General features: G+C 31.6%; 27 protein-coding genes and 1 pseudogene. 4 read left to right on the top strand and 24 right to left on the bottom strand.

The window, feature by feature from the left end:
- Positions 1-78: 78 nt before the first annotated feature.
- The 15 genes from L8W40_RS08035 to infA form a co-directional block, all read right to left on the bottom strand.
- A complete protein-coding gene (locus L8W40_RS08035; protein WP_012660856.1) occupies positions 79-1,224 on the bottom strand; it encodes a methyl-accepting chemotaxis protein in 1,146 nt (381 codons plus the stop codon).
- Positions 1,225-1,346: 122 nt separating this feature from the next.
- On the bottom strand, positions 1,347-1,973 hold the full coding sequence (hisIE, locus tag L8W40_RS01355) for a bifunctional phosphoribosyl-AMP cyclohydrolase/phosphoribosyl-ATP diphosphatase HisIE (RefSeq protein WP_263664491.1): 627 nt from the start codon (positions 1,971-1,973) through the stop codon (positions 1,347-1,349).
- Between the two features lie 11 nt (positions 1,974-1,984).
- Positions 1,985-2,752: an imidazole glycerol phosphate synthase subunit HisF gene (gene hisF / locus L8W40_RS01360; RefSeq protein ID WP_263664492.1), complete on the bottom strand. Its 768-nt coding sequence runs from the start codon at positions 2,750-2,752 to the stop codon at positions 1,985-1,987.
- Positions 2,734-3,468: a 1-(5-phosphoribosyl)-5-[(5-phosphoribosylamino)methylideneamino]imidazole-4-carboxamide isomerase gene (gene hisA / locus L8W40_RS01365; RefSeq protein ID WP_263664493.1), complete on the bottom strand. Its 735-nt coding sequence runs from the start codon at positions 3,466-3,468 to the stop codon at positions 2,734-2,736. Before hisA ends, hisF begins: the two co-directional genes overlap by 19 nt.
- A 6-nt stretch (positions 3,469-3,474) precedes the next feature.
- Positions 3,475-4,056 carry an imidazole glycerol phosphate synthase subunit HisH gene (gene hisH, locus L8W40_RS01370; protein WP_263659168.1) on the bottom strand — a complete coding sequence of 194 codons (582 nt, stop codon included), beginning with the start codon at positions 4,054-4,056 and terminating at the stop codon, positions 3,475-3,477.
- Positions 4,053-5,120, bottom strand: a complete 1,068-nt coding sequence (gene hisB / locus L8W40_RS01375) for a bifunctional histidinol-phosphatase/imidazoleglycerol-phosphate dehydratase HisB (RefSeq protein ID WP_263660371.1) — start codon at positions 5,118-5,120, stop codon at positions 4,053-4,055. Before hisB ends, hisH begins: the two co-directional genes overlap by 4 nt.
- The gene (hisD, locus tag L8W40_RS01380) at positions 5,117-6,397 is read right to left on the bottom strand and encodes a histidinol dehydrogenase (protein WP_263664494.1); all 1,281 of its coding nucleotides are present in this window, start codon (positions 6,395-6,397) and stop codon (positions 5,117-5,119) included. Before hisD ends, hisB begins: the two co-directional genes overlap by 4 nt.
- Before the next feature lie 9 nt (positions 6,398-6,406).
- Positions 6,407-7,306 (bottom strand): ATP phosphoribosyltransferase, encoded by a 900-nt coding sequence (hisG, locus tag L8W40_RS01385; RefSeq protein WP_133319147.1) that lies wholly within the window; start codon positions 7,304-7,306, stop codon positions 6,407-6,409.
- 116 nt (positions 7,307-7,422) lie between these two features.
- The gene (rplQ, locus tag L8W40_RS01390; RefSeq protein ID WP_012660847.1) at positions 7,423-7,776 is read right to left on the bottom strand and encodes a 50S ribosomal protein L17; all 354 of its coding nucleotides are present in this window, start codon (positions 7,774-7,776) and stop codon (positions 7,423-7,425) included.
- A gap of 3 nt (positions 7,777-7,779) precedes the next feature.
- Positions 7,780-8,793 carry a DNA-directed RNA polymerase subunit alpha gene (locus L8W40_RS01395; protein WP_039627711.1) on the bottom strand — a complete coding sequence of 338 codons (1,014 nt, stop codon included), beginning with the start codon at positions 8,791-8,793 and terminating at the stop codon, positions 7,780-7,782.
- Positions 8,794-8,807: 14 nt separating this feature from the next.
- The gene (rpsD, locus tag L8W40_RS01400; RefSeq protein ID WP_263659172.1) at positions 8,808-9,434 is read right to left on the bottom strand and encodes a 30S ribosomal protein S4; all 627 of its coding nucleotides are present in this window, start codon (positions 9,432-9,434) and stop codon (positions 8,808-8,810) included.
- A 30-nt stretch (positions 9,435-9,464) separates the two neighbouring features.
- Positions 9,465-9,857 (bottom strand): 30S ribosomal protein S11, encoded by a 393-nt coding sequence (gene rpsK, locus L8W40_RS01405; RefSeq protein ID WP_133319145.1) that lies wholly within the window; start codon positions 9,855-9,857, stop codon positions 9,465-9,467.
- Positions 9,858-9,866: 9 nt separating this feature from the next.
- Positions 9,867-10,232, bottom strand: coding sequence for a 30S ribosomal protein S13 (rpsM, locus tag L8W40_RS01410; protein ID WP_012660843.1), 366 nt, complete (start codon positions 10,230-10,232; stop codon positions 9,867-9,869).
- Between the two features lie 3 nt (positions 10,233-10,235).
- On the bottom strand, positions 10,236-10,349 hold the full coding sequence (gene rpmJ, locus L8W40_RS01415) for a 50S ribosomal protein L36 (RefSeq protein ID WP_002781429.1): 114 nt from the start codon (positions 10,347-10,349) through the stop codon (positions 10,236-10,238).
- A 173-nt stretch (positions 10,350-10,522) separates the two neighbouring features.
- Positions 10,523-10,741, bottom strand: a complete 219-nt coding sequence (gene infA, locus L8W40_RS01420; protein WP_012660842.1) for a translation initiation factor IF-1 — start codon at positions 10,739-10,741, stop codon at positions 10,523-10,525.
- A gap of 135 nt (positions 10,742-10,876) precedes the next feature.
- Between infA and L8W40_RS01425 the strand changes: the two genes are divergently transcribed.
- The 4 genes and pseudogenes from L8W40_RS01425 to L8W40_RS08100 all read left to right on the top strand — a co-directional run bounded on the left by L8W40_RS01425 (position 10,877) and on the right by L8W40_RS08100 (position 14,931).
- Positions 10,877-12,166, top strand: coding sequence for an MFS transporter (locus tag L8W40_RS01425; RefSeq protein WP_133319144.1), 1,290 nt, complete (start codon positions 10,877-10,879; stop codon positions 12,164-12,166).
- A 55-nt stretch (positions 12,167-12,221) separates the two neighbouring features.
- Complete coding sequence (locus L8W40_RS01430; protein ID WP_263659248.1) at positions 12,222-13,145, top strand: cytochrome-c peroxidase; 924 nt, start codon at positions 12,222-12,224, stop codon at positions 13,143-13,145.
- A pseudogene (locus L8W40_RS08095) lies at positions 13,129-13,803 on the top strand (DAHL domain-containing protein); the annotation flags it as partial. The gene L8W40_RS01430 and the pseudogene L8W40_RS08095, both read left to right, overlap by 17 nt.
- A gap of 501 nt (positions 13,804-14,304) precedes the next feature.
- The gene (locus L8W40_RS08100) at positions 14,305-14,931 is read left to right on the top strand and encodes a methyl-accepting chemotaxis protein (protein WP_263665375.1); all 627 of its coding nucleotides are present in this window, start codon (positions 14,305-14,307) and stop codon (positions 14,929-14,931) included.
- Between the two features lie 16 nt (positions 14,932-14,947).
- Here L8W40_RS08100 and map read toward each other — a convergent pair whose 3' ends face one another.
- From map to murI, 9 genes are all read right to left on the bottom strand, one after another.
- Positions 14,948-15,703, bottom strand: a complete 756-nt coding sequence (gene map, locus L8W40_RS01440; RefSeq protein WP_263664496.1) for a type I methionyl aminopeptidase — start codon at positions 15,701-15,703, stop codon at positions 14,948-14,950.
- A gap of 89 nt (positions 15,704-15,792) precedes the next feature.
- On the bottom strand, positions 15,793-17,160 hold the full coding sequence (locus L8W40_RS01445) for an L-serine ammonia-lyase (RefSeq protein ID WP_263664497.1): 1,368 nt from the start codon (positions 17,158-17,160) through the stop codon (positions 15,793-15,795).
- A gap of 11 nt (positions 17,161-17,171) precedes the next feature.
- Positions 17,172-18,455 (bottom strand): aromatic amino acid transport family protein, encoded by a 1,284-nt coding sequence (locus L8W40_RS01450; protein WP_133319191.1) that lies wholly within the window; start codon positions 18,453-18,455, stop codon positions 17,172-17,174.
- Positions 18,456-18,553: 98 nt separating this feature from the next.
- Complete coding sequence (locus L8W40_RS01455) at positions 18,554-19,582, bottom strand: tRNA-dihydrouridine synthase (RefSeq protein WP_220567006.1); 1,029 nt, start codon at positions 19,580-19,582, stop codon at positions 18,554-18,556.
- A gap of 160 nt (positions 19,583-19,742) precedes the next feature.
- Positions 19,743-20,294: a ribonuclease HII gene (locus L8W40_RS01460; RefSeq protein ID WP_263662692.1), complete on the bottom strand. Its 552-nt coding sequence runs from the start codon at positions 20,292-20,294 to the stop codon at positions 19,743-19,745.
- Positions 20,294-20,767: a DNA-deoxyinosine glycosylase gene (locus tag L8W40_RS01465; RefSeq protein ID WP_263664498.1), complete on the bottom strand. Its 474-nt coding sequence runs from the start codon at positions 20,765-20,767 to the stop codon at positions 20,294-20,296. Before L8W40_RS01465 ends, L8W40_RS01460 begins: the two co-directional genes overlap by 1 nt.
- Positions 20,768-20,821: 54 nt before the next feature.
- Positions 20,822-21,469 carry a ferritin family protein gene (locus L8W40_RS01470; protein ID WP_220567003.1) on the bottom strand — a complete coding sequence of 216 codons (648 nt, stop codon included), beginning with the start codon at positions 21,467-21,469 and terminating at the stop codon, positions 20,822-20,824.
- Between the two features lie 85 nt (positions 21,470-21,554).
- Positions 21,555-22,586 (bottom strand): type II asparaginase, encoded by a 1,032-nt coding sequence (locus L8W40_RS01475; protein ID WP_263664537.1) that lies wholly within the window; start codon positions 22,584-22,586, stop codon positions 21,555-21,557.
- Between the two features lie 114 nt (positions 22,587-22,700).
- Positions 22,701-23,441, bottom strand: a complete 741-nt coding sequence (gene murI / locus L8W40_RS01480; RefSeq protein WP_258107768.1) for a glutamate racemase — start codon at positions 23,439-23,441, stop codon at positions 22,701-22,703.
- Positions 23,442-23,443: the final 2 nt, after the last annotated feature.

The raw sequence follows: 23,443 nt of genomic DNA on the forward strand, positions 1-23,443 counted from the left end.
AAAATTACTCGATATAGTTAGTGAATCTTTTCAAAAATATTGCTTAATTAAGCGTGAGAAATCACGCTTAACTTTATACTAGCTTGATAGATTAGAAACTTCTTTTTGTAATTGTGAAAAATCATCTTTTATGTATCTTGAAAATTCTTTTATATTATGTGAATTTTGAAGATTTTCATCTGCTAAAGCAACTATGTGATTGATACTTTTTACTATAAAATTTAAATTTTCTTTAGTAGTGGAACTATGAGATATGATTTGTTCTATGTTTTTAAAATTTTGTTGAAATAATGTTTCAAAACTATCTATCTTTTCGCTTGTAGTATTACTTTCTAAAAGAAGATTTTCCACGCTAAACTTACTAGAATTTAAACTTTCCTTGCTTTTATCTACATTTTGAGTGATAGATTTTACATTTAAATCAATATCTAAAAGAGAATTTTGAGTCGATTCTGCTAGTTTTCTAATCTCATCAGCTACCACAGCAAAACCCTTTCCATGCTCGCCTGCACGAGCTGCTTCTATAGCTGCATTAAGTGATAAAAGATTGGTTTGATCAGCTATATTTCTTACAGCTTCTACTATTTTAGTAATAGATTGTGTATTCGAGTGCAAATCATCAAAATGCTTGATTAAATCTGAATTTTGAAGAACTATTTTTTCAACTATGATTTTTACATTTTCTAGCAATGATTTGATTTCTTGTGCCACTTCAAACATATTTTCTTGATTATTTTTTCCTGATAAAATATCTTTTATAAAATTGTCTAATAAATCATTACTTTGCATACTTTTATCTTGCGTATAATCAATCAATTCTTTCATAGTTTTACTAGAATCAAACAAGGCATTTGAGATACCATCTAAACCTTTTATATTTTTTTCTACACAGATGCTTTTTTGTGTGATAACAACAAGAATATTTTTGATTTTTTGTTTGAATTTTTCTATCAAAGAAAGAATTTTCTCATTTTCTATACTTAAATAAGTATTAATTTTGCTAGTAGAATTTAAAGAAAGATTTTCCAACTCATTAGTAATAGTTTTAGTCATATCCACACCCCATTTCTTCTCATCTGTGTCGTGAAAAATCAAAGCGAGAGCCATAAAATATTGGATAATCTGACCTATTATATTTTGAGTAAAAAAATAAGCATTAATCAACAAAACTATAATACCTACAATATGAATTATTCTCATACGAAAATACAATGAACGAAACATATTAAAATCCTTTTTTTTGTTTTATAGACTTTTAACATAAAGTGTTATTGAATTTTCTTGATTTATGTTAATAAAACTAAATTAATCTTATTTAAAAAATAATATGTAGAATTTCGCAACAATCATTTAGTATTTCTTTCTTTTAATTTAGCAATCACATCATTTAAACTCAAATCCGCATCAGCTAATAACACTTCTAAATGATAAAGTAAATCAGCAGCTTCATTTATCAACTCATCTTTATCTTTAATAGTAGCAGCCAAAGCGGTTTCAACGCCTTCTTCACCTACTTTTTGTGCTATGCGTTTAGTGCCTTTTGAAAAAAGTTCAGCCGTGTAAGAAGAGCTTGCACAAGTGTTTTTGCGTGAGTTGATAAGTCTTTCAAGACGCGATAAAAATACAAAATCAGCTTTTTTAGAAAGCGTTTCAAAACAAGAAGTATCGCCTGTATGACAAGTAGCGCCTTGAGCTTTTACAAGGATTAAAATACAATCTCTATCACAATCAAGTCCCATATCTATGATATGCAAGAAATTCCCACTTTGCTCACCTTTCATCCACAAACGCTCTTTAGTGCGTGAGTAAAATACAACCTTTTGGTGCTTAAAACTCTCTCTTAGAGCTTGTTCATTCATAAAACCTTGCATTAAAACTTCACAAGAATGATAATCTTGAATGATCACAGGGATAAGGTTATTAACCTTTTGCCAATTTATACTTTTTATAAATTCTTCTTCATTTATATTCATAGCTTTTCCTTTTAAATGCGAATTTGTATGCCTTGATCTTTTAAAAATAGTTTTAATTCTTTAATATCTATCAGCTTTTTATGAAACACTGAAGCTGCTAAAGCCCCATCAACACCAAGCTTAAAAGCATCTAAAAAATGCTCTTTAGCTCCTGCGCCACCGCTTGCTACTAAAGGTACGGGACAAATTTGTCTAACTTTAGCAAGTTGATCAAGATCATAGCCCTTTCTCATACCATCTTGATTCATCATATTTAGCACGATTTCGCCAGCTCCTAGCTCACATACTTGCTTTACCCATTCTAGTGTTTTTTTACCACTATGATGAGATTTGCTCTCATCTCCAGTGTATTTATATACTAAAAGCTCGTTGTTTTCATCTTTAAAAGTATCTATGCCTACGACTACGCATTGAACTCCAAAGCTTTTTGCAAGGCGTGAGATTAAATCAGGGTCATTTAAAGCAGGGGAATTAATAGAAATTTTATCAGCACCATTTGCTAAAAGTTCTTTTGCGTCATCTTCGCTTTTTATACCCCCTGCGACGCAAAATGGTATAGAGATATTTTGTGCTACTTTGCTTACCCAAGCTCTATTGATACGCTCATTCTTGGCTGAAGCTGTAATATCATAAAACACAAGCTCATCAATGCCATTTTGTGAGTAAAATTTAGCAAGTTCTATAACATCTCCCATATCTTCATGATTTTTAAACTGCACCCCTTTAACTACTCTACCATCTTTTACATCTAAACATGCAATTATGCGTTTTGTAAGCATTCTTGAGCCTCCTTTATGCTAAATTCTTTATCAAGCAAGGCTTTACCTACGATGATACCACTTACTATGCCATTTAGCTTTTTAAAATCTTCTAAGCTCGCCACGCCTCCACTTGCTTGGGTTTGCAAATGTGGGAATTTCTCATGCAAAGCTTTGTATAAAGTGATGTTTGCTCCACTCATCGTGCCATCTTTAGAAATATCTGTGCATAAGATATGTTTTACATCTTTATAAAAATTTAAAAGCTCAAACAAACTCTCATCGCTTGTTTTACTCCATGCATCAACAGCCACAAAAAACTCATCTTTAACGCAAATACTATCAAGTGCTAAGACTATATTTTCTACGCCAAATTCATTTAAAAGCTCTTGTGTAAGGGGCTTATTTTTAACCGCTAAAGAGCCTATAACTACGCGTTTAACACCACTATCAAACAAAGCTTTAACCTCGTCTTTAGTGCGAATTCCTCCACCTACTTGAAGATTTACTCTAATCTTAGAAGCTAGGTTTTCTATGAGTTTTAGTTGTCTTTTGCTAGGATCTTTTGCACCACTTAAATCCACCAAATGAAGCCAAACAACACCTTGAGTCTCATACTCTTGAAATTTAGCTAAAGGATCGAAGCTATATTCTTGCTTTTTAGTATAATCTCCTTTATAAAGCCTTACTACTTTGCCATCTATTAAGTCTAATGCCGGAATGATTTGAGTTTGCATTTTTACCTACATATTTATGAAATTTTTTAATAATACTTCGCCCGCTTCGCCGCTTCTTTCAGGGTGAAACTGCACACCATAAAAATTATCTTTGTTTAAACTTGCACTAAATTTGGTAGAATACTCACACTCTGCGATGGTGTATTCATTTAAACTCACACAATAACTATGCACAAAATAAAAATAAGCTCCATCTAAGCCTTTAAAAAGCTCATGAGGGCTAAAGACTTGATTCCACCCCATATGTGGGAAAGTAAAATTTGCTTTTTCTTGGAATTTTTGTGTTTCAAAAGGCATAATACCAAGTGTTTTTTGGTGTAATTCTTCTGAAAATTTACCCAAAATTTGCATACCAAGACAAATGCCTAAAAGTGGTTTTGTGGTAGTTTGGATAAAATTTTCTAAATTAAGTGCTTGTAGATTAGCCATTGCTTTAGCTGCTGTGCCAACCCCAGGAAGTAAAAGCTTATCTGCTTGTGAGAGTTCTTTTAAATCATGCGTGATAATACTTTTTTGTCCTAAACGCTCGAGTGCAAAAGCAAGTGAAGCTAAATTCGCACAACCTGTATCTATAATAGCTAGTTTCATATCACTCCTTTTGAGCTTGCTAGATTTTCATTTTCTATTTTTATAGCCATTTTTAAAGCTCTTGCAAAGGCTTTAAAAAGCCCTTCGGCTTTATGATGATCGTTTTTGCCTTTAACTTTTAAATGCAAACTCGCACCCATAGCATAGCTTAGTGAGTAGAAAAAATGCTCTATCATTTCTGTACTTAATTCTCCAAGCTTTTCTTTTTTAAATTTAGCCTTATAAACTAAATGCGGTCTATTACAAAAGTCAATCGCGCAACTTGCCAAGCACTCATCCATAGGTAAAACAAAGCCATATCTTGCAATACCTATTTTTTGATCAAGTGCATTTTTAATAGCCTCGCCCAAAGCAAGTGCGATATCTTCTACGCTGTGATGTTCATCAACTTCTAAATCCCCTTTGCATTTTATCTCTAAAGATATATTTGCATGCGTAGCAATTTGCTCTAACATATGATCAAAAAATGCGATATTTGTTTTTATATTAGCTTTTGCTTTTTCATTAAAAGCTATTTTAACTTGAATTTGAGTTTCTTTGGTATTACGCTCTATACAGGCGCTGCGGTAATTTTGCAAAATAAAATCAGCGATTTGCTCCCAATTAAAGTCATTTTTGTCATATTTTAAACCTTGAATTTCAAGATTTTGTGCCAAAAGCATATCGCTGTCTCTATCGCCGATAACAAAACTTTTATTTTTGTCATAAAGTTTATTTTTGATGTAGTTTTCAAGCATGGCAGTTTTTGGCTTCCTGCAGGCGCAATTTTCATGCTCAAAATGCGGACATATAAAAATATCTTCAAATTCTATGCCACAACTTTGAAAAACACTTAGCATTTTTTCATGAGCCTTGTCAAAATTTTCCCTAGGAAAAGAATTTGTGCCTAGACCATCTTGATTACTTACCATAACAAATTTAAAACCAAAATTTTTTAACTTTAAAAGCGCATTGATAGCACCTTTTTCAAACTCAAGTTTTTCCAAAGAATCGATTTGAAAATCATCTTTTGGCTCATCAATGAGCGTGCCATCTCTATCGATAAATAAAATTTTTGCACTCATTTTAGACTTTCTAATCTTAAACTCACGGCATTTTTATGCCCATCAAGCCCTTCAGCTGCTGCTAAAATTTCCACCACAGGACCAAGCTTTTTAAAGCCTTCTTTGCTAAGTTCTTGTACAGTCATTCTTTTCATAAAATCAGCAAGCCCTAGTGAAGAATAAGACTTGGTAAAACCATAAGTTGGCAATACATGATTTGTTCCACTTGCATAATCTCCCATGGATTCTGGAGAATACTCACCTAAAAATACCGAACCTGCATGCATAATATCATCAAGCAAGCTAGATGGATTTTGTGTATGAATGATCAAATGCTCGGGTGCATAGTCATTTGAAATACTTATGGCATGTTTTATATCTTTTGCAAGAATGATTTTAGAGTGTGCTAAAGATTTTGAAGCAATCTCTTTACGCGAGAGTTTTTCAAGCTGCAAAGCAACTTCATTATCTACTTCTTTAGCTAATTTTTCACTTGTGCAAACTAAAATCGCTTGAGAATCTGCTCCATGTTCAGCTTGCGAGAGTAAATCTGAAGCTATAAATTTAGCATTAGCAAACTCATCTGCTAAAACTAACACTTCAGAAGGCCCTGCTTGCATATCAATAGCTACTCCATGATTATTAACTTGCTTTTTGGCTTCAGTTACAAAAGCATTTCCTGGGCCAAAAATTTTATCTACTTTTTGCACACTTTGCGTTCCATAAGCAAGCGCTGCTATAGCTCCTGCTCCACCTATTTGATACACTGCATCAACTTCACAAAGTTTTGCCACAAAAGCAATGGCAGGATGTAATGGCGCTGGGGAAGCTAAGGCTATGAATTTACATTTTGCAATTTTAGCAGGGATAGCTAGCATAAGTGCGGTTGAAAAAAGTGGTGCTAAGCCTCCTGGTATATAAAGCCCTACTTTTTCAATGGCTCTTGTTAGCACCTTGCAAGTTACCCCTTCAAAGGTTTGAACCTCTATGGTTTGACTTTCTTGAGCTTTGTGGAATTTATAGATATTTTCATAAGCTATTTTGATAGCTTGTTTTAACTCATCATCAATTTGCTCTGCTAAATTACTAAGCTCTTCATCACTTAGTTTGATGGAATTTAACTCTACTTTATCAAATTTTATAGCCATTTGTTTTAAAGCTTCATCGCCATTTATTTTAACATCTTCAATGATTTGTTCTACTATGGTTTTAACCTGCGCATTAGCACTCATAGCAGGACGCTTGAGTGCTAATTCTTGTTCGCTTTGGTTTAATTTTTCAAAATCAAGTATTTGCATTTTTATCCTTTAAGAGAGCATTTTTTCAATAGGTAAAACTAAAATCGCACTTGCACCTTCTTTTTTTAAAGCTTCCATAGTTTCCCAAAATAAATTTTCTTGACTTACCATATGCAGTGCCACTCTAGCTTTATCATTTTCTAAAGGTAAAATCGTAGGTTTTTCAACACCTGGTAACAAGGCTGTGATTTTTTCTAACTTTTCAATAGGAGCATGCAACATGATGTATTTTGACTCTCTTGCTTGCATAACTCCATGAATTCTAATGAGTAATTTATCGATTAATTCTTGTTTGTGTGAAGCTAAACTTTCTTTTCTTTGGATAATGCAAGCTTTTGACTTATAAATCACCATAACTTCTTTAAGTCCGTTTGCTTTTAAAGTAGCTCCACTTGAAACTAAATCACAAATTCCATCAGCTAAATTTGCACTTGGTGCTACTTCAACTGAGCCTGTTAACATACAAGTTTTATAGGGGATATTATTTTCTTCCATAAAACGCTTTAAAAGCTGTGGATAAGAAGTTGCTATGCGTAAATTTTTAAAACTTTCTATACCTTTATACTCACTATTTTCTGGTAATGCTAAAGACAAGCGGCACCCACCAAAATCAAGCTTTTTAAGCATTATAAAATCTGCATTTTCGTTTTTTGATTTTCTTTCTAACTCATTTTCTTCTAAAACATTTTCTCCAACTATGCCAAGATCTACTACTCCATCAAAAATTAATCCTGGTATATCATCATCTCTTACTCTAAGTAAATCAATAGGTAAATTTGTAGAAAAAGCAATTAAACTTTGATCATGTATGCGAAGTTTTACGCCTATGGACTCAAGCAAGGCAATAGAATCTTTACTCAAACGACCTGATTTTTGTATAGCTATGCGTAATCTTGAATTTTCTTGCATTTTTTTCCTTTTTTGTAGTTAAAAAAATTAATAGTAGCAAAAAATGGATAAAAATACAAAAAATAGTAAGTAAATAAATAAAAATAAGAAGTTTTTAGCCTTTAAAAGGCTAAAAATTAAGCTACGAATTCGATGAAAGCCATTTCTGCAGCATCGCCACGGCGGATTCTTGTTTTGATAATTCTTGTATAACCACCATTTCTATCTGCGAATTTAGGTGCAATTTCTGTTACAAGTTTATTTGTAGCTTCTTTATCTTGCAAGCTAGCAAAAACTGCTCTGTGAGCATTGAAATCACCTTTTCTTGCACGAGTGATCAATCTTTCAACATAACCTCTTAATTCTTTTGCTTTAGGTAATGTTGTTTCTATTTTACCTGCTTTAATAATAGCAATGGTAAGGTTTTTTAATAAGGCTGCACGATGAGTAGAAGTGCGACCTAACTTTCTATATCCATGTCTATGTCTCATTGATTATCCTTCATTTTGTGCTTTTAATTCTGTAATTTTTTTCTTTAGCGTTTCTTTTGCACTATCACTGAGTTTTGAATTTCCTATAGGGAAACCTATAGATTCCATTACACTTTTAATCTCATCTAAAGATTTTTTACCAAGATTTTTTAAATCTGCAAGTTCGCTAACACTCATTAAAGCAAGTTCACCAATATAAACTACATTTGCTTTTTCTAAGCAGTTAAAACTTCTTGCACTTAAATTTAACTCAGTTATATTTTGAAGTAATTTTACATGTTCTACTTCATTATTTGGTGTTTGACTTCTTACAACGCTTTGTGCATTAGTGATTTTATCAAACACTGATAATTGTTTATACATTGCTTCTAAAGCATTTTTAAAAGCGTCACTTGGTGAAATTTGACCATCAGTTGTGATTGTAAAAACAACTTTTTCATAATCTGGATTATCTTCAAAAAGCACTTTTTCTATATCATAAACCGCATGTTTTACCGGAGTAAAGAACGCATCAAGTGCTATAAATTCAGGATCTAAGAAATTTTGAATTTCTTCAGAAGGCACATAACCTATACCTTTTTCAATGATTAAAGTAAATTCTAAATCTGCATCTTCATTAATCGTTGCAAGATAGCTATCTGCATTCACAACTTCAACAACTTCATTGTCTAAGTCTTTTCCGCAAATTTCTTTTGGTCCTTTAAAACTAAAAGTTACGATTTCTTTTTCAGAATCTGTTTTTAGTTTAAATCTTAATTTTTTTAGATTGATAATAAACAATGCTACATCTTCAAGCATACCACGCATACTATCAAATTCATGTGCTACGCCTTTGATTTTAACTCCTGTTGGAGCAAAACCTACTGTGCTTGAATAAAGCAAACGACGCAAAGGATGCGCCAAAGTAATAGCATAACCAATTTCAAAAGGCCATGCACTTACTTTTGCTACTGTATCACTGATATTTTCAATACTAAACTCTGTTGGTGTATAAGCAGAAGTTGTAATATGTCTCATATCAAAAACCTTTATTATTTAGAGTACAACTCAACGATATATCTTTCCTCAACTGGAATGATAACTTCTTCTCTTTCAGGTTTTCTTGTAAAAATTCCAAATCTTTTATCTTTTTCTACATCAACCCAAGCAACTATACCAGTTTGAGCAGTAAGTTCGATCGCTCTTGAAATTTGAGGATTGTTTTTGCTTTTTTCAATCACTTCAACTTTTTGGCCTGCTTCTACTCTATAACTAGGAATATCTACTCTTTTACCATTTACTAAAATGTGTCCATGAGTTACAAGTTGTCTAGCAAAACGGCGTGTTGTAGCAAAACCCATTCTATAAACAACATTATCAAGTCTTTGTTCTAAAAGCTGGATCAAAAGCGCACCGGTATTGCCATCTTTTCTAGCAGCTTCACTAAATAATCTTCTAAATTGTTTTTCACTAACACCATACATAAATTTAGCTTTTTGTTTTTCTCTTAATTGAAGTCCATATTCACTAATTTTAGCTTTTCTTTGTCCATGCTGACCTGGTGCGTAAGGGCGTTTATCTAAAGCACTTTTACCTGCTAATCTTCTTTCGCCTTTCATTGCCAAGCTTACACCAAGTCGTCTTTCTAATTTTTCTACTGGTCCTCTATATCTTGCCATTATAATTCTCCTAAATCTTATATCTTATTCTTAGACACGACGACGTTTTGGTGGTCTACAACCATTATGAGCTAATGGGGTAATATCTTTTAAGAAAGTTACTTTGATACCTTCCATAGCACCTACACTTTTAACTGCTGTTTCACGACCACTTCCTGGCCCTTGTACTTTAATGCCTACTTCTTTAATACCATGTTCTTTTGCTTTATTTAAAGCATCTTCTACTGCTTGTTGCGCCGCATAAGGAGTTGATTTTTTAGAACCTTTAAATCCTAAACCACCTGCACTACTCCATGCAATAGCATTTCCCATTTCATCAGTTACAGTAACCATAGTATTATTAAATGTTGCACTGATATAAACTATACCTTTAGCTATATTTTTTTTAACTATTTTTTTCTTAACAACTTTTCTTTTTGCCATTTTCTATCCTTATGATTTTGCACCAACGGTTTTTCTCTTACCTTTTCTAGTTCTGGCATTTGTTTTTGTTTTTTGACCACGAACCGGTAAGCCTTTTCTATGTCTTAAGCCTCTAAAGCTTCCTAGATCCATTAATGCTTTGATATCCATAGCAACTTGTTTTCTAAGATCACCCTCAACCATATAGTTTTCTTGAATTTCTTTACGGATAGCCGCTGCTTCGTCCTCACTTAACTCATGAACTCTTTTATCATAAGAAATTCCGGTTTTATCTAAGATTTTTCTTGAAGTATGTAAACCTATACCATAAATATAAGTCAAACCATATTCAATTCTTTTTTTCTTTGGTAAATCTACACCTGCAATACGAGCCATAAATTATCCTTGTCTTTGTTTGTGTTTTGGATTTTCGCAAATAATGCGAACTACGCCTTTACGACGAACTACTTTGCATTTGTCACACATCTTTTTAACAGATGGTCTAACTTTCATGCTTTACTCCTGTTATTGTAAATTCCACTTTTTTACAACTGCACCAGGTTTTTAGAGCAACCAACTATTTTCAAAATAAGTGGTGATTTTGAAAATACTTCTTCATACAGTTTTATTGCAATTTCTGCAAAAGTGCTAATTATACTTTACTTTTGCTTTTAAACAACTTAGACTTATTTGTATCTAAATGTAATACGACCCTTATCAAGACTATAAGGCGTTAGCTCTACTTTAACTCTATCGCCAGGCATAATTCTAATATAATGCATACGCATTTTACCTGCAATATGACAAAGTATCACATGTTTATTATCTAATTCGACTTTAAAAGTCGCATTAGGTAAAGCTTCGATTACATTACCATCGATTTCGATAATATCATCTTTTGCCAATATTTCTCTCCTTTCTATAAAATACAAAGCTATTATTTTATCACAATTTTTCTTTTTAAATTTTTAATATTTTTTTACAAACTATAATATTTTTACTATAATTACAAAATTACTACAAAAAGAAAGTATTTATAGATGTCAAAAACTTTAAAAAGAGGTGATTTTAAAACTCTTTCCTTATCTTCTTTGGGTGGAGCTTTAGAATTTTATGATTTTGTTATTTTTGTATTTTTTGCTAATTATATTTCAAGAAATTTTTTTCCTAGTGATTTAAGTGATTTTTGGAAACTTTTAAACACTTATGGAGCTTTCGCGGCAGGATATTTAGCTAGACCAATCGGTGGTATAATTATGGCACATTTTGGAGATAAAATGGGTCGCAAAAAGATGTTTATGCTTAGTATATTACTCATGGTGCTTCCAACTTTCTCTCTAGCTTTTATACCTACTTTTGAAACTATAGGATATTTTGCTCCTATTTTTTTACTACTTGTTAGAATAGCTCAAGGTATAGCTATAGGCGGAGAACTCCCTGGCGCTTGGGTATTTGTAAAAGAACATGCACCCGATGGAAGAGATAGTTTTTATATTAGCGCTATTAATGCTTCTATGGCTTTTGGAATTCTTTTAGGTTGTATTGTTGCCTTAGCGATTAATCATTACTTTGATCAAGAAGCAATTTATGAATATGCTTGGCGTATTCCATTTGCTATAGGTGGATTTTTTGGTATCATTTCTATATATCTTAGAAAATTTTTAGAAGAAACACCTGTTTTTCAAAAAATGCGACAAGAAAATGATTTAGAAAAATTTCCTTTAAAAACACTTTTTAAAGAAAAAAATATTTATTTAGACATCATTGCTTCTATGCTTTTAACTTGGATGCTCACGGCCTGCGTGATAATACTTATTTTACTTATGCCTAATTTTATATCAGAAGTTTTGATTCTTGATAAAACAGATGCGATTTTAATCCAAATGTTTGCAATAGTAATTTTATCTTGTGGAACTTTACTTGCTGGAATTTGGGTTGATAAATTTGGTTTTTTAGCTACCGCTTTAATTTTTACCATAGGATTTAGTTTATCGTGCTTTTTTTATTTTTATTTTTTCTATGCTCAAATTTTGCATTTGAGTATATATTTTTATTTTATAGCGTGTTTTTTTGGTGGTATTAATGCTTTAGCACCTATTTTAATGTGTAAAATTTTTAAGCCAAGCATTCGTTTTAGTGGAATTTCTTTTTCTTATAATATAGCTTATGCAATAGCGGGTGGCTTCACTCCTCAACTTGTATTTGCATTACATTCTTTGGCTATAAAACCTGAAAATCCTTTCGTGTATGGAATTTTTATTTATATTTTGTTCTTATCCCTGATAACACTGATAACTACCATATTTACTTATAAGAGGTTAAGATTTTAATGTTATAATTAAAAAAAAATTATTAATTAAAAATTTATAAAATTAAAGGAAAATGATTATGAAAATTTTTATTGTTTTAATACTTTCTTTGTTACCACTTTTAGCATTTGAAATGATTACACCTATACCAGAAGGCATTCCTTATAATAAAGAAAAAGCTATTTTAGGAAAAAAACTCTATATGGATACAAGTTTATCAAAAGATAAAAAAGTATCTTGCAATAGTTGTCATGATATTGCAAATTTTGGAGTAGATAATAAAACTTTTTCAACAGGTATTAATGGCATAATAGATGAGCCATTCCATACTCCTACAAATTTTAATGCCGTTTTTAGCCTAGCACAATTTTGGAGAGGCAATGCAAAAGATTTACAAGAACAAGCCAAACATCCTTTGTTAAACCCTAAAGAAATGGGGTTAAAAGATGCAGATGAAGTGGTGCAAATAGTAAAAACTAACGCAATTTATGAAAAAGAATTTAAAAGACTTTACGGAGAAGTTACCTTTGATAATATAGCAGATGCTTTAGCTGAATTTCAAAAAACCTTACTTACGCCAAATTCCCCATTTGACCGCTACTTAAAGGGAGATAAAAATGCTATAAGCGAACAAGCAAAAAGAGGCTATAATGCCTTTTTATCAAATGGTTGTATAGCGTGCCATCAAGGACAAAATATAGGTGGAAATATGTATCAAAAAATGGGGGTATTTGTTCCTTATGATAATGGAACAAATTGGAAAGGACGCTATGAGATCACTCAAGATCCTCACGATCAATTTGTAGTAAAAGTGCCAAGTCTTAGAAACATAGCCAAAACTGCTCCTTATTTTCATGATGGTTCTATGCCAACACTTGATGCTTGCGTACAATTTATGGCGTATTATCAGCTTGGTAAATTTTTAGAGCAAGATGTAGTTGATGATATAGTTGCATTTTTAAATTCTTTAACAGGAGAATACCATGATCCACTCAAATAAAAAAACTTTCTCTTTTTTAAAACAATTCATCACTTTATCCATAGTGGTTTTGGTATTGCTTTTAACTTTGACTTTATTTATTTTTAATACTTACAATACCACCAAAAGAAATTCACTTATTATGGATTCTTTTCAAAAATTAGAAATTCTAGATACTAAAATAGATGAAATTTTTAAAAATAAACTAAATCTACAAAACTATGACATTAGCGTCAAACTAGTAAGAGATTTTGAAAATACTTTAGCTATTTTAAAAGCCAATGAAATAGATACTAAAAAGCTAGAAGCAATTTTTCAGAAAAAAAATACACAACTACAACATTTTAAATCAGCCAATTCTATTGCTATAAATTCAAAGCTTTATCTTTACGAAATTCAACAAGAAATCATCAAACAAACAAATCAATTAGCACTCACTACTCAAGAGGCTAAACAAATAGAATATATAGGAAATATTTTAAGCATTATAGGAACTATGGATATATTAGAACCTTTAGCGCAAAATAGATTACAAAATCTTGTCACAAATTTAAACGCAAAAGATTCTCAATTACCACAAGAGTTATTTGAGCTTTTTAATACACATTGTAAGATGATATTAAGTCAAATTAAAATATTAAAAGATAATTCTCAAAGTTTTCTTGATCAAGAACTGCAAAAACAAATTCTAGCACACCAAAATTTAATTGCTAAAAATATCAATCTACAAAATAAATATAATCTTTATACAGCTATAGGAATTTTCCTATTTACCTTAGTTGTATTGATTTTTTTCATACTTTTAACATTAAAAAAAGTAATCATACCTATATCTTTACTTGAAAAACTAAGTGCAAATCTAGCGGGAGAACATGCGAATTTAAGTGCAAGATTAGACATTGATAAAAAAAGTGAATTAGCTACAAGTGCTGGCTATATTAATTCTTTCATACAGATAGTGCAAAATTCAGTTTTAGAAGCCATACAAACTGCAAATTCAAGCCACAAAAGCTCACAAAAACTTTCCCAAAATGCTGAAATTTTACAGCAAAGTTCACTTTTACAGCATGAGCAAATTTCTAATGTCCATGAAATAAGTTCTGTTTTAGAAAGTCATATAGACTTAACTCAAAATCTAGCTAAAAATACTATAAAAGATATGCATGATATGCAAGAAGTTATGGGAGAAGTTGAAAAAACACTTAAAGAGTTAGTAGAGCTTATATTACTAAGTGGAGAAAAAGAACAAAGTGTTTTAAGTGCTATGGATATACTAGTACAAAGTGCTGATAGTATTGTAGAAGTTACAGCAGCTATTAAAGATATAGCCGATCAAACTAACTTGCTAGCTTTAAATGCAGCTATTGAAGCAGCTCGTGCAGGAGAACATGGTAGAGGCTTTGCTGTTGTTGCTGATGAAGTTAGAAACTTAGCTGATAAAACTACAAAATCTTTAGTCGCTATAGAAACTACTGTAAGAACTATAGTACAACAAATCAATGACAACAAAAGCTTGATGGATGGAATTCATCAATCCATGAGTGATACTTCCAACAAAGCTAATATCTTACAAGGTGAAGTCGGTGCTTCTATAGAAAAATTAAAAACAAGTATCCATTCTACTAAAATTATGGAAGAAAAAAGTGATGAGTCAAAAGCTAAAATGAATGAGTTAGAACAAAATGTAGAAAAAGTGACTGAACTTGCAAATTGTGTTAAAAACTATTCACTCGAGCTAACACAAATTTCACAAGATGTTTTAGAAAATGCCTCTAAACTTTCAGAAAAACTAAAAACATTTGAGTAAGAAAGTTTAAACTTTCTTACTTAGATAAAATATCTGCTTTGCCATTTATAATTGCAACACAATGCTCATAATGAGCAGCATTTAATCCATCTTTGCTTCCTGCTTCCCAATTACCTTTTAAATGTATTGGTGTGCCATCTTTTTGACATACCATAGGCTCTATGCAAAATACCATGCCATTTTTGATTTTAGGTCCACTTTTTGCACTAGCACCTGGTTCTAAATAATTTGGAATTTCAGGCTCACCGTGTGGCTTTTTACCTATACCATGACCACAATAACCTTTCAAAGGTACAAATCCTCTTTTAGCGATAAACTCGCCAAGCTCATATGAAAGCTCTTTAAAACGCATACCTTCTTTGATAATATCTATAGCATAATACAAAGCATCTTTAGCACAAGCAATCAAAGCCTCATCAGTGGCTGAAATTTGACCTATAGGTATAGTCCTTGCTGCATCTCCATAATATCCATCTATGCAAGTACCCACATCAAGCCCTAAAATATCGCCTTCTTTTAAAATACGCTCATCCCCTACACCATGAATGCAAGCTTGATTAAGCGAGATACAAATACTGCCTGGAAAACCATATAAGCCTTTAAAAGATGGTTTTGCACCATGATCAAGTATAAATTCTTCTGCTTTAATGTCAATTTCTTTTAAGCTCATACCCGGAACTATAATGCCCTCTAGATAGTCAAGCGTTCTAGCTACAAGTTCATTTGCCTTGCGTAGTTTTTCTATTTCTGCTGGTTTTTTGATTTCTATCATTTATATTTTCCTTAAAATTTTTAAAAATTTAGCATTTATGCGCTTTTAAAAGCTTTAAGGAAAAACCTTAAGTTTTAAAACTTAAGGTTTTAACATACACTTGTAAGATTAGTAGCTAGACCACCTAAAGAAGTTTCTTTGTATTTTGAGTTCATGTCTTTGCCGGTTTCATACATAGTTTTTATAACCTCATCAAGACTTACTTTTGGAGTTGATTTTCTACTCATTGCCATTCTAGCAGCTGAAATTGCTTTAATCGCTCCAAAGGCATTTCTTTCTATACAAGGAATTTGCACTAAACCACTTACTGGATCACAAGTTAAACCTAAATGATGCTCCATTGCAATTTCAGCAGCATTACAAGCTATCTTTGCATCAAAACCCATTACAGTAGCCATAGCTCCTGCTGCCATAGAACTTGCACTACCAATTTCAGCTTGACAGCCAGCTTCAGCACCACTTATACTTGCATTTTTCTTATAAAAAGAGCCTATTAACATAGCAGTAAGTAAAAAATTAATGGCTTTTTCATCGTTAAAACCAATAGTATGATTTTTAAGATAAAGCATTACAGCAGGCACAACAGCACATGCGCCATTAGTTGGTGCAGTTACCACTCTAGCTCCACTTGCATTTTCCTCTGCAATAGCAATAGCATATAAAGAAATAAAATCAATAATTCCTAAAGGATCACTTGTCATAGCCAAACGCTCATTAAGTCCTTTGGCGCGGCGTTTTAAATGTAAATTCCCTGGAAGAAAATCTGAGCTTGGATGAATACCATTATAATAAACTTCTTGCATTACTTCCCAAATTTCTAAACAATAAGCTCTAATTTCTTCTTTAGTGTGAAATTGAAGCTCATATTCATAAGAGAGTTTTGCTAGATCCCATGAATTTTCTTCGCAAATTCTTAAAGCATCGCTTGCGTTATTAATATCAAGTTCTAATTTAGTATGTTTTTGCTCACAAGCTCCGTCTTTGTGTTTTTGAAGTTCAGCTTCACTCATAACAAAACCACCACCTACTGAATAATAAATTTCTTCAGCAATGATTTCTCCATTTTCATTATAAGCACTTATTTTCAATCCATTTTCATGCAAAGGTAAAAAGTCTTTTTCAAAAATCAAATCTTTATCATAATCAAAATTTAATTCTTTTTGAGCATCTAAAACCAAAATTTTATCTTGCAAAATTTTATTAAACACACGATCTTGCAAAGCAACATTTAATTCTTTTGCTCTTAAGCCACTCAACCCCCATATAATAGCTTTATCACTTAAATGGCCTTTACCAGTAAGCGATAAAGAGCCATAAAGTTTGATTTGAATTTTTGTAATTTGTGTGATTTTATCTTTGATTTTTTCACAAAACATATTCCCTGCTAGCATTGGTCCTAAAGTATGAGAAGATGAAGGACCGACACCAACTTTAAATATACTTAAATTACTACTCATTCATCAGCACCTTAAAAAGTATAAATTACAGTGATGATTGTCAAAATACCTGTGATAAACACAAATGCATCTAAAGCTTTGTTTTGGAATTTTTTCATTTTAGATACAGTGTAAATTGCAATCATAGGCATTAAAAACAAGATTGCGGCAATGATTGGACCACCTAAGCTTTCAATAAAACCTAAAATACTTGGATTTACATAAGCAGTAATTAACATAACAATATACATTACCAAAGTTGAATAAACTGCGATTTTTTTCAAATCCGGATTATCATTACCTGCTAATTTGCAACATTTTCTAACTATACCATAAGCACCTTCCCTAGCACCAAAATAATGCCCAAAGAATGAACTAGAAATTGCTAAAAATGCGATTAGTGGACCACCATAAGAAATAAATGGATTATCAAGTTTATTAGCAAAATAAGAAAGTACAGGTATGTTTTGTGCTCTAGCTTCAGCAAGTTCTGCAGGAGTTAAAGAAAGCACACAAGATACCACAAAAAACATTACAAAAGCAAGTAACATTACAGAAGTTCTAAATAACACTTGATTTGCTTTTTGTACTGAATTTTCAGGATATTGTCTTTTTACACTTAAAGAAAAAGTAGAAATCGCTGGTGAGTGATTAAATGAAAACACTAAAACCGGTAAAGTTAGCCATACTATAGTAATAAATTCTTTTGTTCCAGGAATAGCACTAAAACTTTCAAACGACCATTGCGGGATAAGATATAAAGAAAATAAAAATAAAATAGCACATAAAGGATATACAAGCCACTCACATACTTTGGTAATTAATTCTTCACTAAAAAGCATAATAAGCATAAAAATACTTACCAAAACAAAAGCAAAAAGCGCCCTATAAAAAGGAAGTAAATTAGCTATAGTTTTTCCTTGCTCATTTACACTTGTTTGATACATAGCACTAATTGCGTTTGCGAAAGAACCATTTGGATCTAAAAGTGGTAAGAATTGATTATAAATAAAACTCTCAAAAGTATTAGTTATACCTACACAATATGCTAAACAAATTGGGAAAATTGCAAAGAAATAAAGCACAGAAATAAAAATACTTACTTTTCTACCAAAATACTCTTCAGCCGCATGAGTAATATCTTTATCATTACCATTTGCTTGACATACAAAACGACTTAAGGCTCTATGGCTTAAATACACCATTGGAAAAATAATCAAAGCCATTACAACAACTGGCCAAAAACCACCAACACCTGCTTTAATAGGTAAAAATAAAATCCCCGCACCAACTGCAGTCCCAAAAAGAGAAAGCATCCAACGCGTATCAAAAGAATTCCACTTAAGATTATCCACATTTTCTCCTTGTAAAAAATAATAAAAAAAGCTTTTACCTAAAAACTTTTTGTATTATTTTACAAATATGCTCTTGAGTAGTTTGGCGTGATTTTTTCCCTTTCATTTAAAGCAACTGCGGCTTCATTTGCAAAATTTGGATTTCTTAATAATTTTCTACCATAACAAACTAAATCACACACCTCACCCAAAAGCAAAGCCTCACCTTCGCTAGCACTATTTATAAGACCCACGCAAGATATAGGAATTTTAACAACTTCTTTTAAAGCCTTAGCATAAGGAGCTTGGTAAAGTGGTGCTATATTTGGCACTAAAGAAGGTTTGTTGATATTTCCACCTGCTGAAATATCTAACATATCAACGCCTAAATTTTCTAAAATCAAGGCAAGTTTTTTACTATCTTCCAAATTCCAACCACCCTCTTGCCACTCTGTAGCTGAAATTCTTACAAATAAAGTAATATCAACTTCTTTTTTTATACGCTTAATGATATCACACAAAAGACGCGCTCTATTTTCAAAACTACCACCATATTCATCATCTCTTTGATTTGATAAAGGAGATAAAAATGAACTAAGCAAATACCCATGAGCACTATGAAGTTCTATCGCATCATAGCCTGCTTCTTTAGCTCTTTTAGCACTTTGGATAAATTCTTGCTCTATTTGTAAAATTTCATCTTTACTTAAAACATGAAGTTTAGAAAATTTTTCACTAAAAGCGATATTACTTGGGGCTTTTGATATAGCTTGTTTGCATGAATTTTTACGACCACTATGATTTAGTTGGATAGCAACTTTAGCACCAAAATGATGACAAAGATCGACAAGCTCCTTATGTCCTCGAATTTGAAAATCTCCCCAAAGGCCTATATCATTATCAGCAATTTTTGCATTTTCATTAATCGCACAAGCTTGAACTATGATAAGCCCAACACCACCCAAAGCTCTAGCTCCATAATGTATCAAGTGAAATTGATTAATCTTACCATCTAAAACTTGTGTTTCATACATATCCATAGGAGGCATTACGATGCGATTTTTTACATAAAAATTTCCAATCTTTAGCTCACTCAAAAGTAAAGACATAATACCCCTTAAAATATTTTTTATATTACTATAATAGAAAAAAATTAATTTTTCTTAAAACATAGAGTATTTTAGACCAATATTATAATTTTTAATAGATTATTATTAAAAAAATAGTTTTTAATTATATTTTTTCATTATTAAAACTACAAAACACAATCTAATCAAATAAGCTTTTCTCAAAACACTTTAACATAAAGCTTTTGCGATGCAAAGGTGAATAACCAAATACTTTAATCTTTTCTATATGAGCTTTTGTACCATAACCTTTGTGTTTATCAAAATCATAATGATTATATAATTTAGAAAAATAACACATTTTTTGATCACGACTTACCTTAGCTAATATACTAGCGGCTGAAACTTCTTGCACTTTCATATCAGCTTTAATCATAGTATTAATACCCAAAACACCATAATTTAAATTTCCATCATATAAAATCTCATCTTGGTTAAAATGTTTTTTTATTATCTTTAAGCCCAAATTTAAACACTGACTAAGTCCTAAAATATCAATTTGCAAAGGTGAAAAAGCAAGGATTAAAAAATTTGAATTAGAAAGAATTTGCTCATATAATTCTTCTCTTTTTTTTGCACTTAATTTTTTAGAATCAGCTAAACCATCAATATTTTTTAAAAGCTTGCAAGCTGCCAAGTGCATATCTCCAGCTAAAGCTCCACGCCCAGCCTCATCTACTCCAACTAAAGCCATTATTTTTCCTTTATAGTAGTATATTTTTCTACTAAATTTTCTAAAGAATAATTTATATTGGCAGGTGAGCTTGAAGGAAGTTCAAAAAATTCTTGCTCAGGATAAAATTTAGCAAAATATTTACTTGCAACTTTACCTAATACACAAATTTTTTCTATATTTGCCTTATCTAAAATAATACTTATATCATTTGCTTTGGCATAAGAAATAGTTTTATCATCTGAATTTTTTATCTTACAACTTGCTATAACATCCCAAAGTGCTATATGATTTGCTTTTAAAAAAGCCTTTTGCTCTTGCACTGTTTTTAACTCACACTCAAATAATATTTCAAAAATACGCCAAAAACGATTTTTACTATGTTGATAATAAAAATTTTCTTCTCTTGATTTAATAGATGGAAAAGAACCTAGTATCAAAACTTTTGAGTTTTCATCAAAAAAAGGTTCAAAAGGATGAGTTAGAATTTGCATATTAGGCCTTGATAAAAATAAAATATTTTATCATTTTTATCAAGATTTTTAAAATTATCCTAAAAATTCTCGTTTGAAGTATTCTTTTGGAGCTTTACACAAAGGACAGGCATTTGGTGCTTTTTTACCACGGTGTATATGCCCACAAACTTCACAAACCCATAATTCTTCTACCTCTGAATTAAAGAAATCTTCTTCTTCAAGCATTTTTTTAAGTGCTAAATATTCTCTTTCATGCTCAATTTCTACTTTACCAATAGCAGTAAATAATCTTGCTATGTTTTTCTTGCCTTCATCTTCTGCAATTTGTGCAAAATTTGGATACATGGTAGTATGCTCGTAATTTTCACCCTCTGCTGCACAGATTAAATTTTTAGCAGTTTCTTCTAAAGCTTTACCATCTACTAATTCATGATAAGCTTTAAACTCAGCTCTTGCATGCCATTTTTCATTTTCTGCAGCTTCTCTAAAATGCTTTGCAATAGCATGCCAACCTTCTTCTTGAGCAATATCTGCAAATAAATCATATTTGTTTCTTGCCATAGATTCACCTGCGAAAGCTTTCATCAAATTTATGGCTGTTAAATCTTTAGTAATGCACTCCATTTCTTGACCACAGCAACTAAGCTTTCCACCACCTACATTTTGCACTTCTACTTCATTGCCGCATTTTTGGCATTTATAGCTTTCATATTGTCTCATTTAATATCCTTGTGATTAATTTAAGTAAGATTTTGATTGAAAAACTCACTCAAATGTTATTGTAGCATTTGGGTGCTAAAAGATTTTAGTATTTTAAGAAATATTCTTGAATTTTCTTAGGATCACTTGTTTTAGTTAAAGCAAGCATTAACAATACTCTAGCTTTTTGAGGACTCATATCACCTGTATCAATAAAACCAAGTTTTGCATCAGTATCACTTACTGCAACTCTACCAGCTACTACGCGTGAGCTTACCGCTACATTAAGACCTTTTTTAAGCAATTCTTTTAATACATCTTTTTGATAATCATGAATACTGCCAGCACCTGTTCCAGCTACAACTATACCTTTAGTTCCATTTTCAAACAAAGCTTTTGCTGCAACACCGCTACCATCATTTGCATAACTATAAAGAATATCTACTTTTGGCAATTCTTTTAGCTTGCTAACATCAAATGGAGATTTTTTAGTGTGTAATTTTGTATTAGTATTGTAGAAGAATGCTTTTCCATCTACTATATAACCCATATCACCCATATCCGGTGAACTAAATGCATTTACATTTAAACTATGAGTTTTCATAACGCCTCTAGCGCTTTGAATTCTATCATTCATAGCCACCATTACGCCTTTATTTTTTGCTTGTGGATCTGCTGCTAACGCTACAGCGTTGTAAAGATTTTTAGGACCATCTGCACTAATTGCAGTTGATGGGCGCATTGCACCAACTAAAACAACAGGTTTATCGCTTTTTACGGTTAAATTTAAGAAATATGCAGTTTCTTCCATGGTATCAGTACCATGAGTAATCACAACTCCATCTACATCAGATTTTAAAAGCCTATTGACTTCTTTAGCAAGTTTTAGCCAAATTTCATTTGTCATATCTTTACTATCAATATTTGCAATTTGATCCCCGCTAATTACTGCTAAATCTTGAATTTGAGGCACTGCTTTAATCAAAGCATCAACCCCTAAAACACCAGCTGTATAACCTGTTGTAGCTACCGAACTATCAATCGAGCCTGCAATAGTTCCACCTGTAGCTAAAATTGCAACTTTTGGTTTTGCTTCCAAAATTCCTGCTCCTAAACTTAGTGCCATAGCTGCGCACATTAACATTTTTTTCATGTTAGTCCTTTCATTAGAAATGATAAAAATTATAATGCAACTATGTTTAAATAAAAATAAATTATTAATATAAAAAATACTTTAGTAAATATTCATTAATTAAAGCCATAAATTTGCAATTTTTTTTAGTTTTTCCACATCGCTTGAAGCATAAAATTGAATGTTAGCTTCTTCTTGGATTGATGTTAAGTTAAATTCTTGTTGCAATTGCAAAGCTATAGCCTCGCCTGAATGAATAAGTTTTGTATTTTTGCCAAAATACTCTTCCAAAGAATGGGCGATTAAAGGAAAATGCGTGCATGCTAAGATTAGAGCATTAGGATAAAATTTAAGCTTATTAAAATAATACTCAAAAGCAGCTTTTAAAAAATCTCCTTGAAAAATCCCTTCTTCAACCATAGGTACAAAAAGCCCAGTTGCTTTTTCTTCCACTTTTAAAAAACCTTCTTTGATTAAAGCTTGCTTATAAGCGTGAGAATCCACGGTAGCTTGTGTTGCAATAACTAATATATTAGAGTTTTTATCTTCTAAAGAGTTTTTAACCGCTAAAACCCCTGCTTCTATAACTCCAAGAACCGGAAATGGTGCATTTGCTTTTAGAATTTCTAAAGCATGCGCGCTAACTGTATTACACGCAATAATAAGCATATCGACTTTTTTTTCTTTGAAAAACTCTAAAGCTTCTAGGGAAAATTTAATGATAGTTTCTTTATCTTTAACCCCATAAGGTACCCTTGCGGTATCTCCATAGTAAATATATTCTTTAAAAAGTTTTGCTTGAAGTAAAGATTTTAAAACACTAAGCCCACCTACACCGCTATCAAAAACGCCTAGTCTCATCA

The organism is Campylobacter sp. IFREMER_LSEM_CL1846, from assembly GCF_025772105.1.
Lineage (GTDB): Bacteria > Campylobacterota > Campylobacteria > Campylobacterales > Campylobacteraceae > Campylobacter_D > Campylobacter_D lari_D.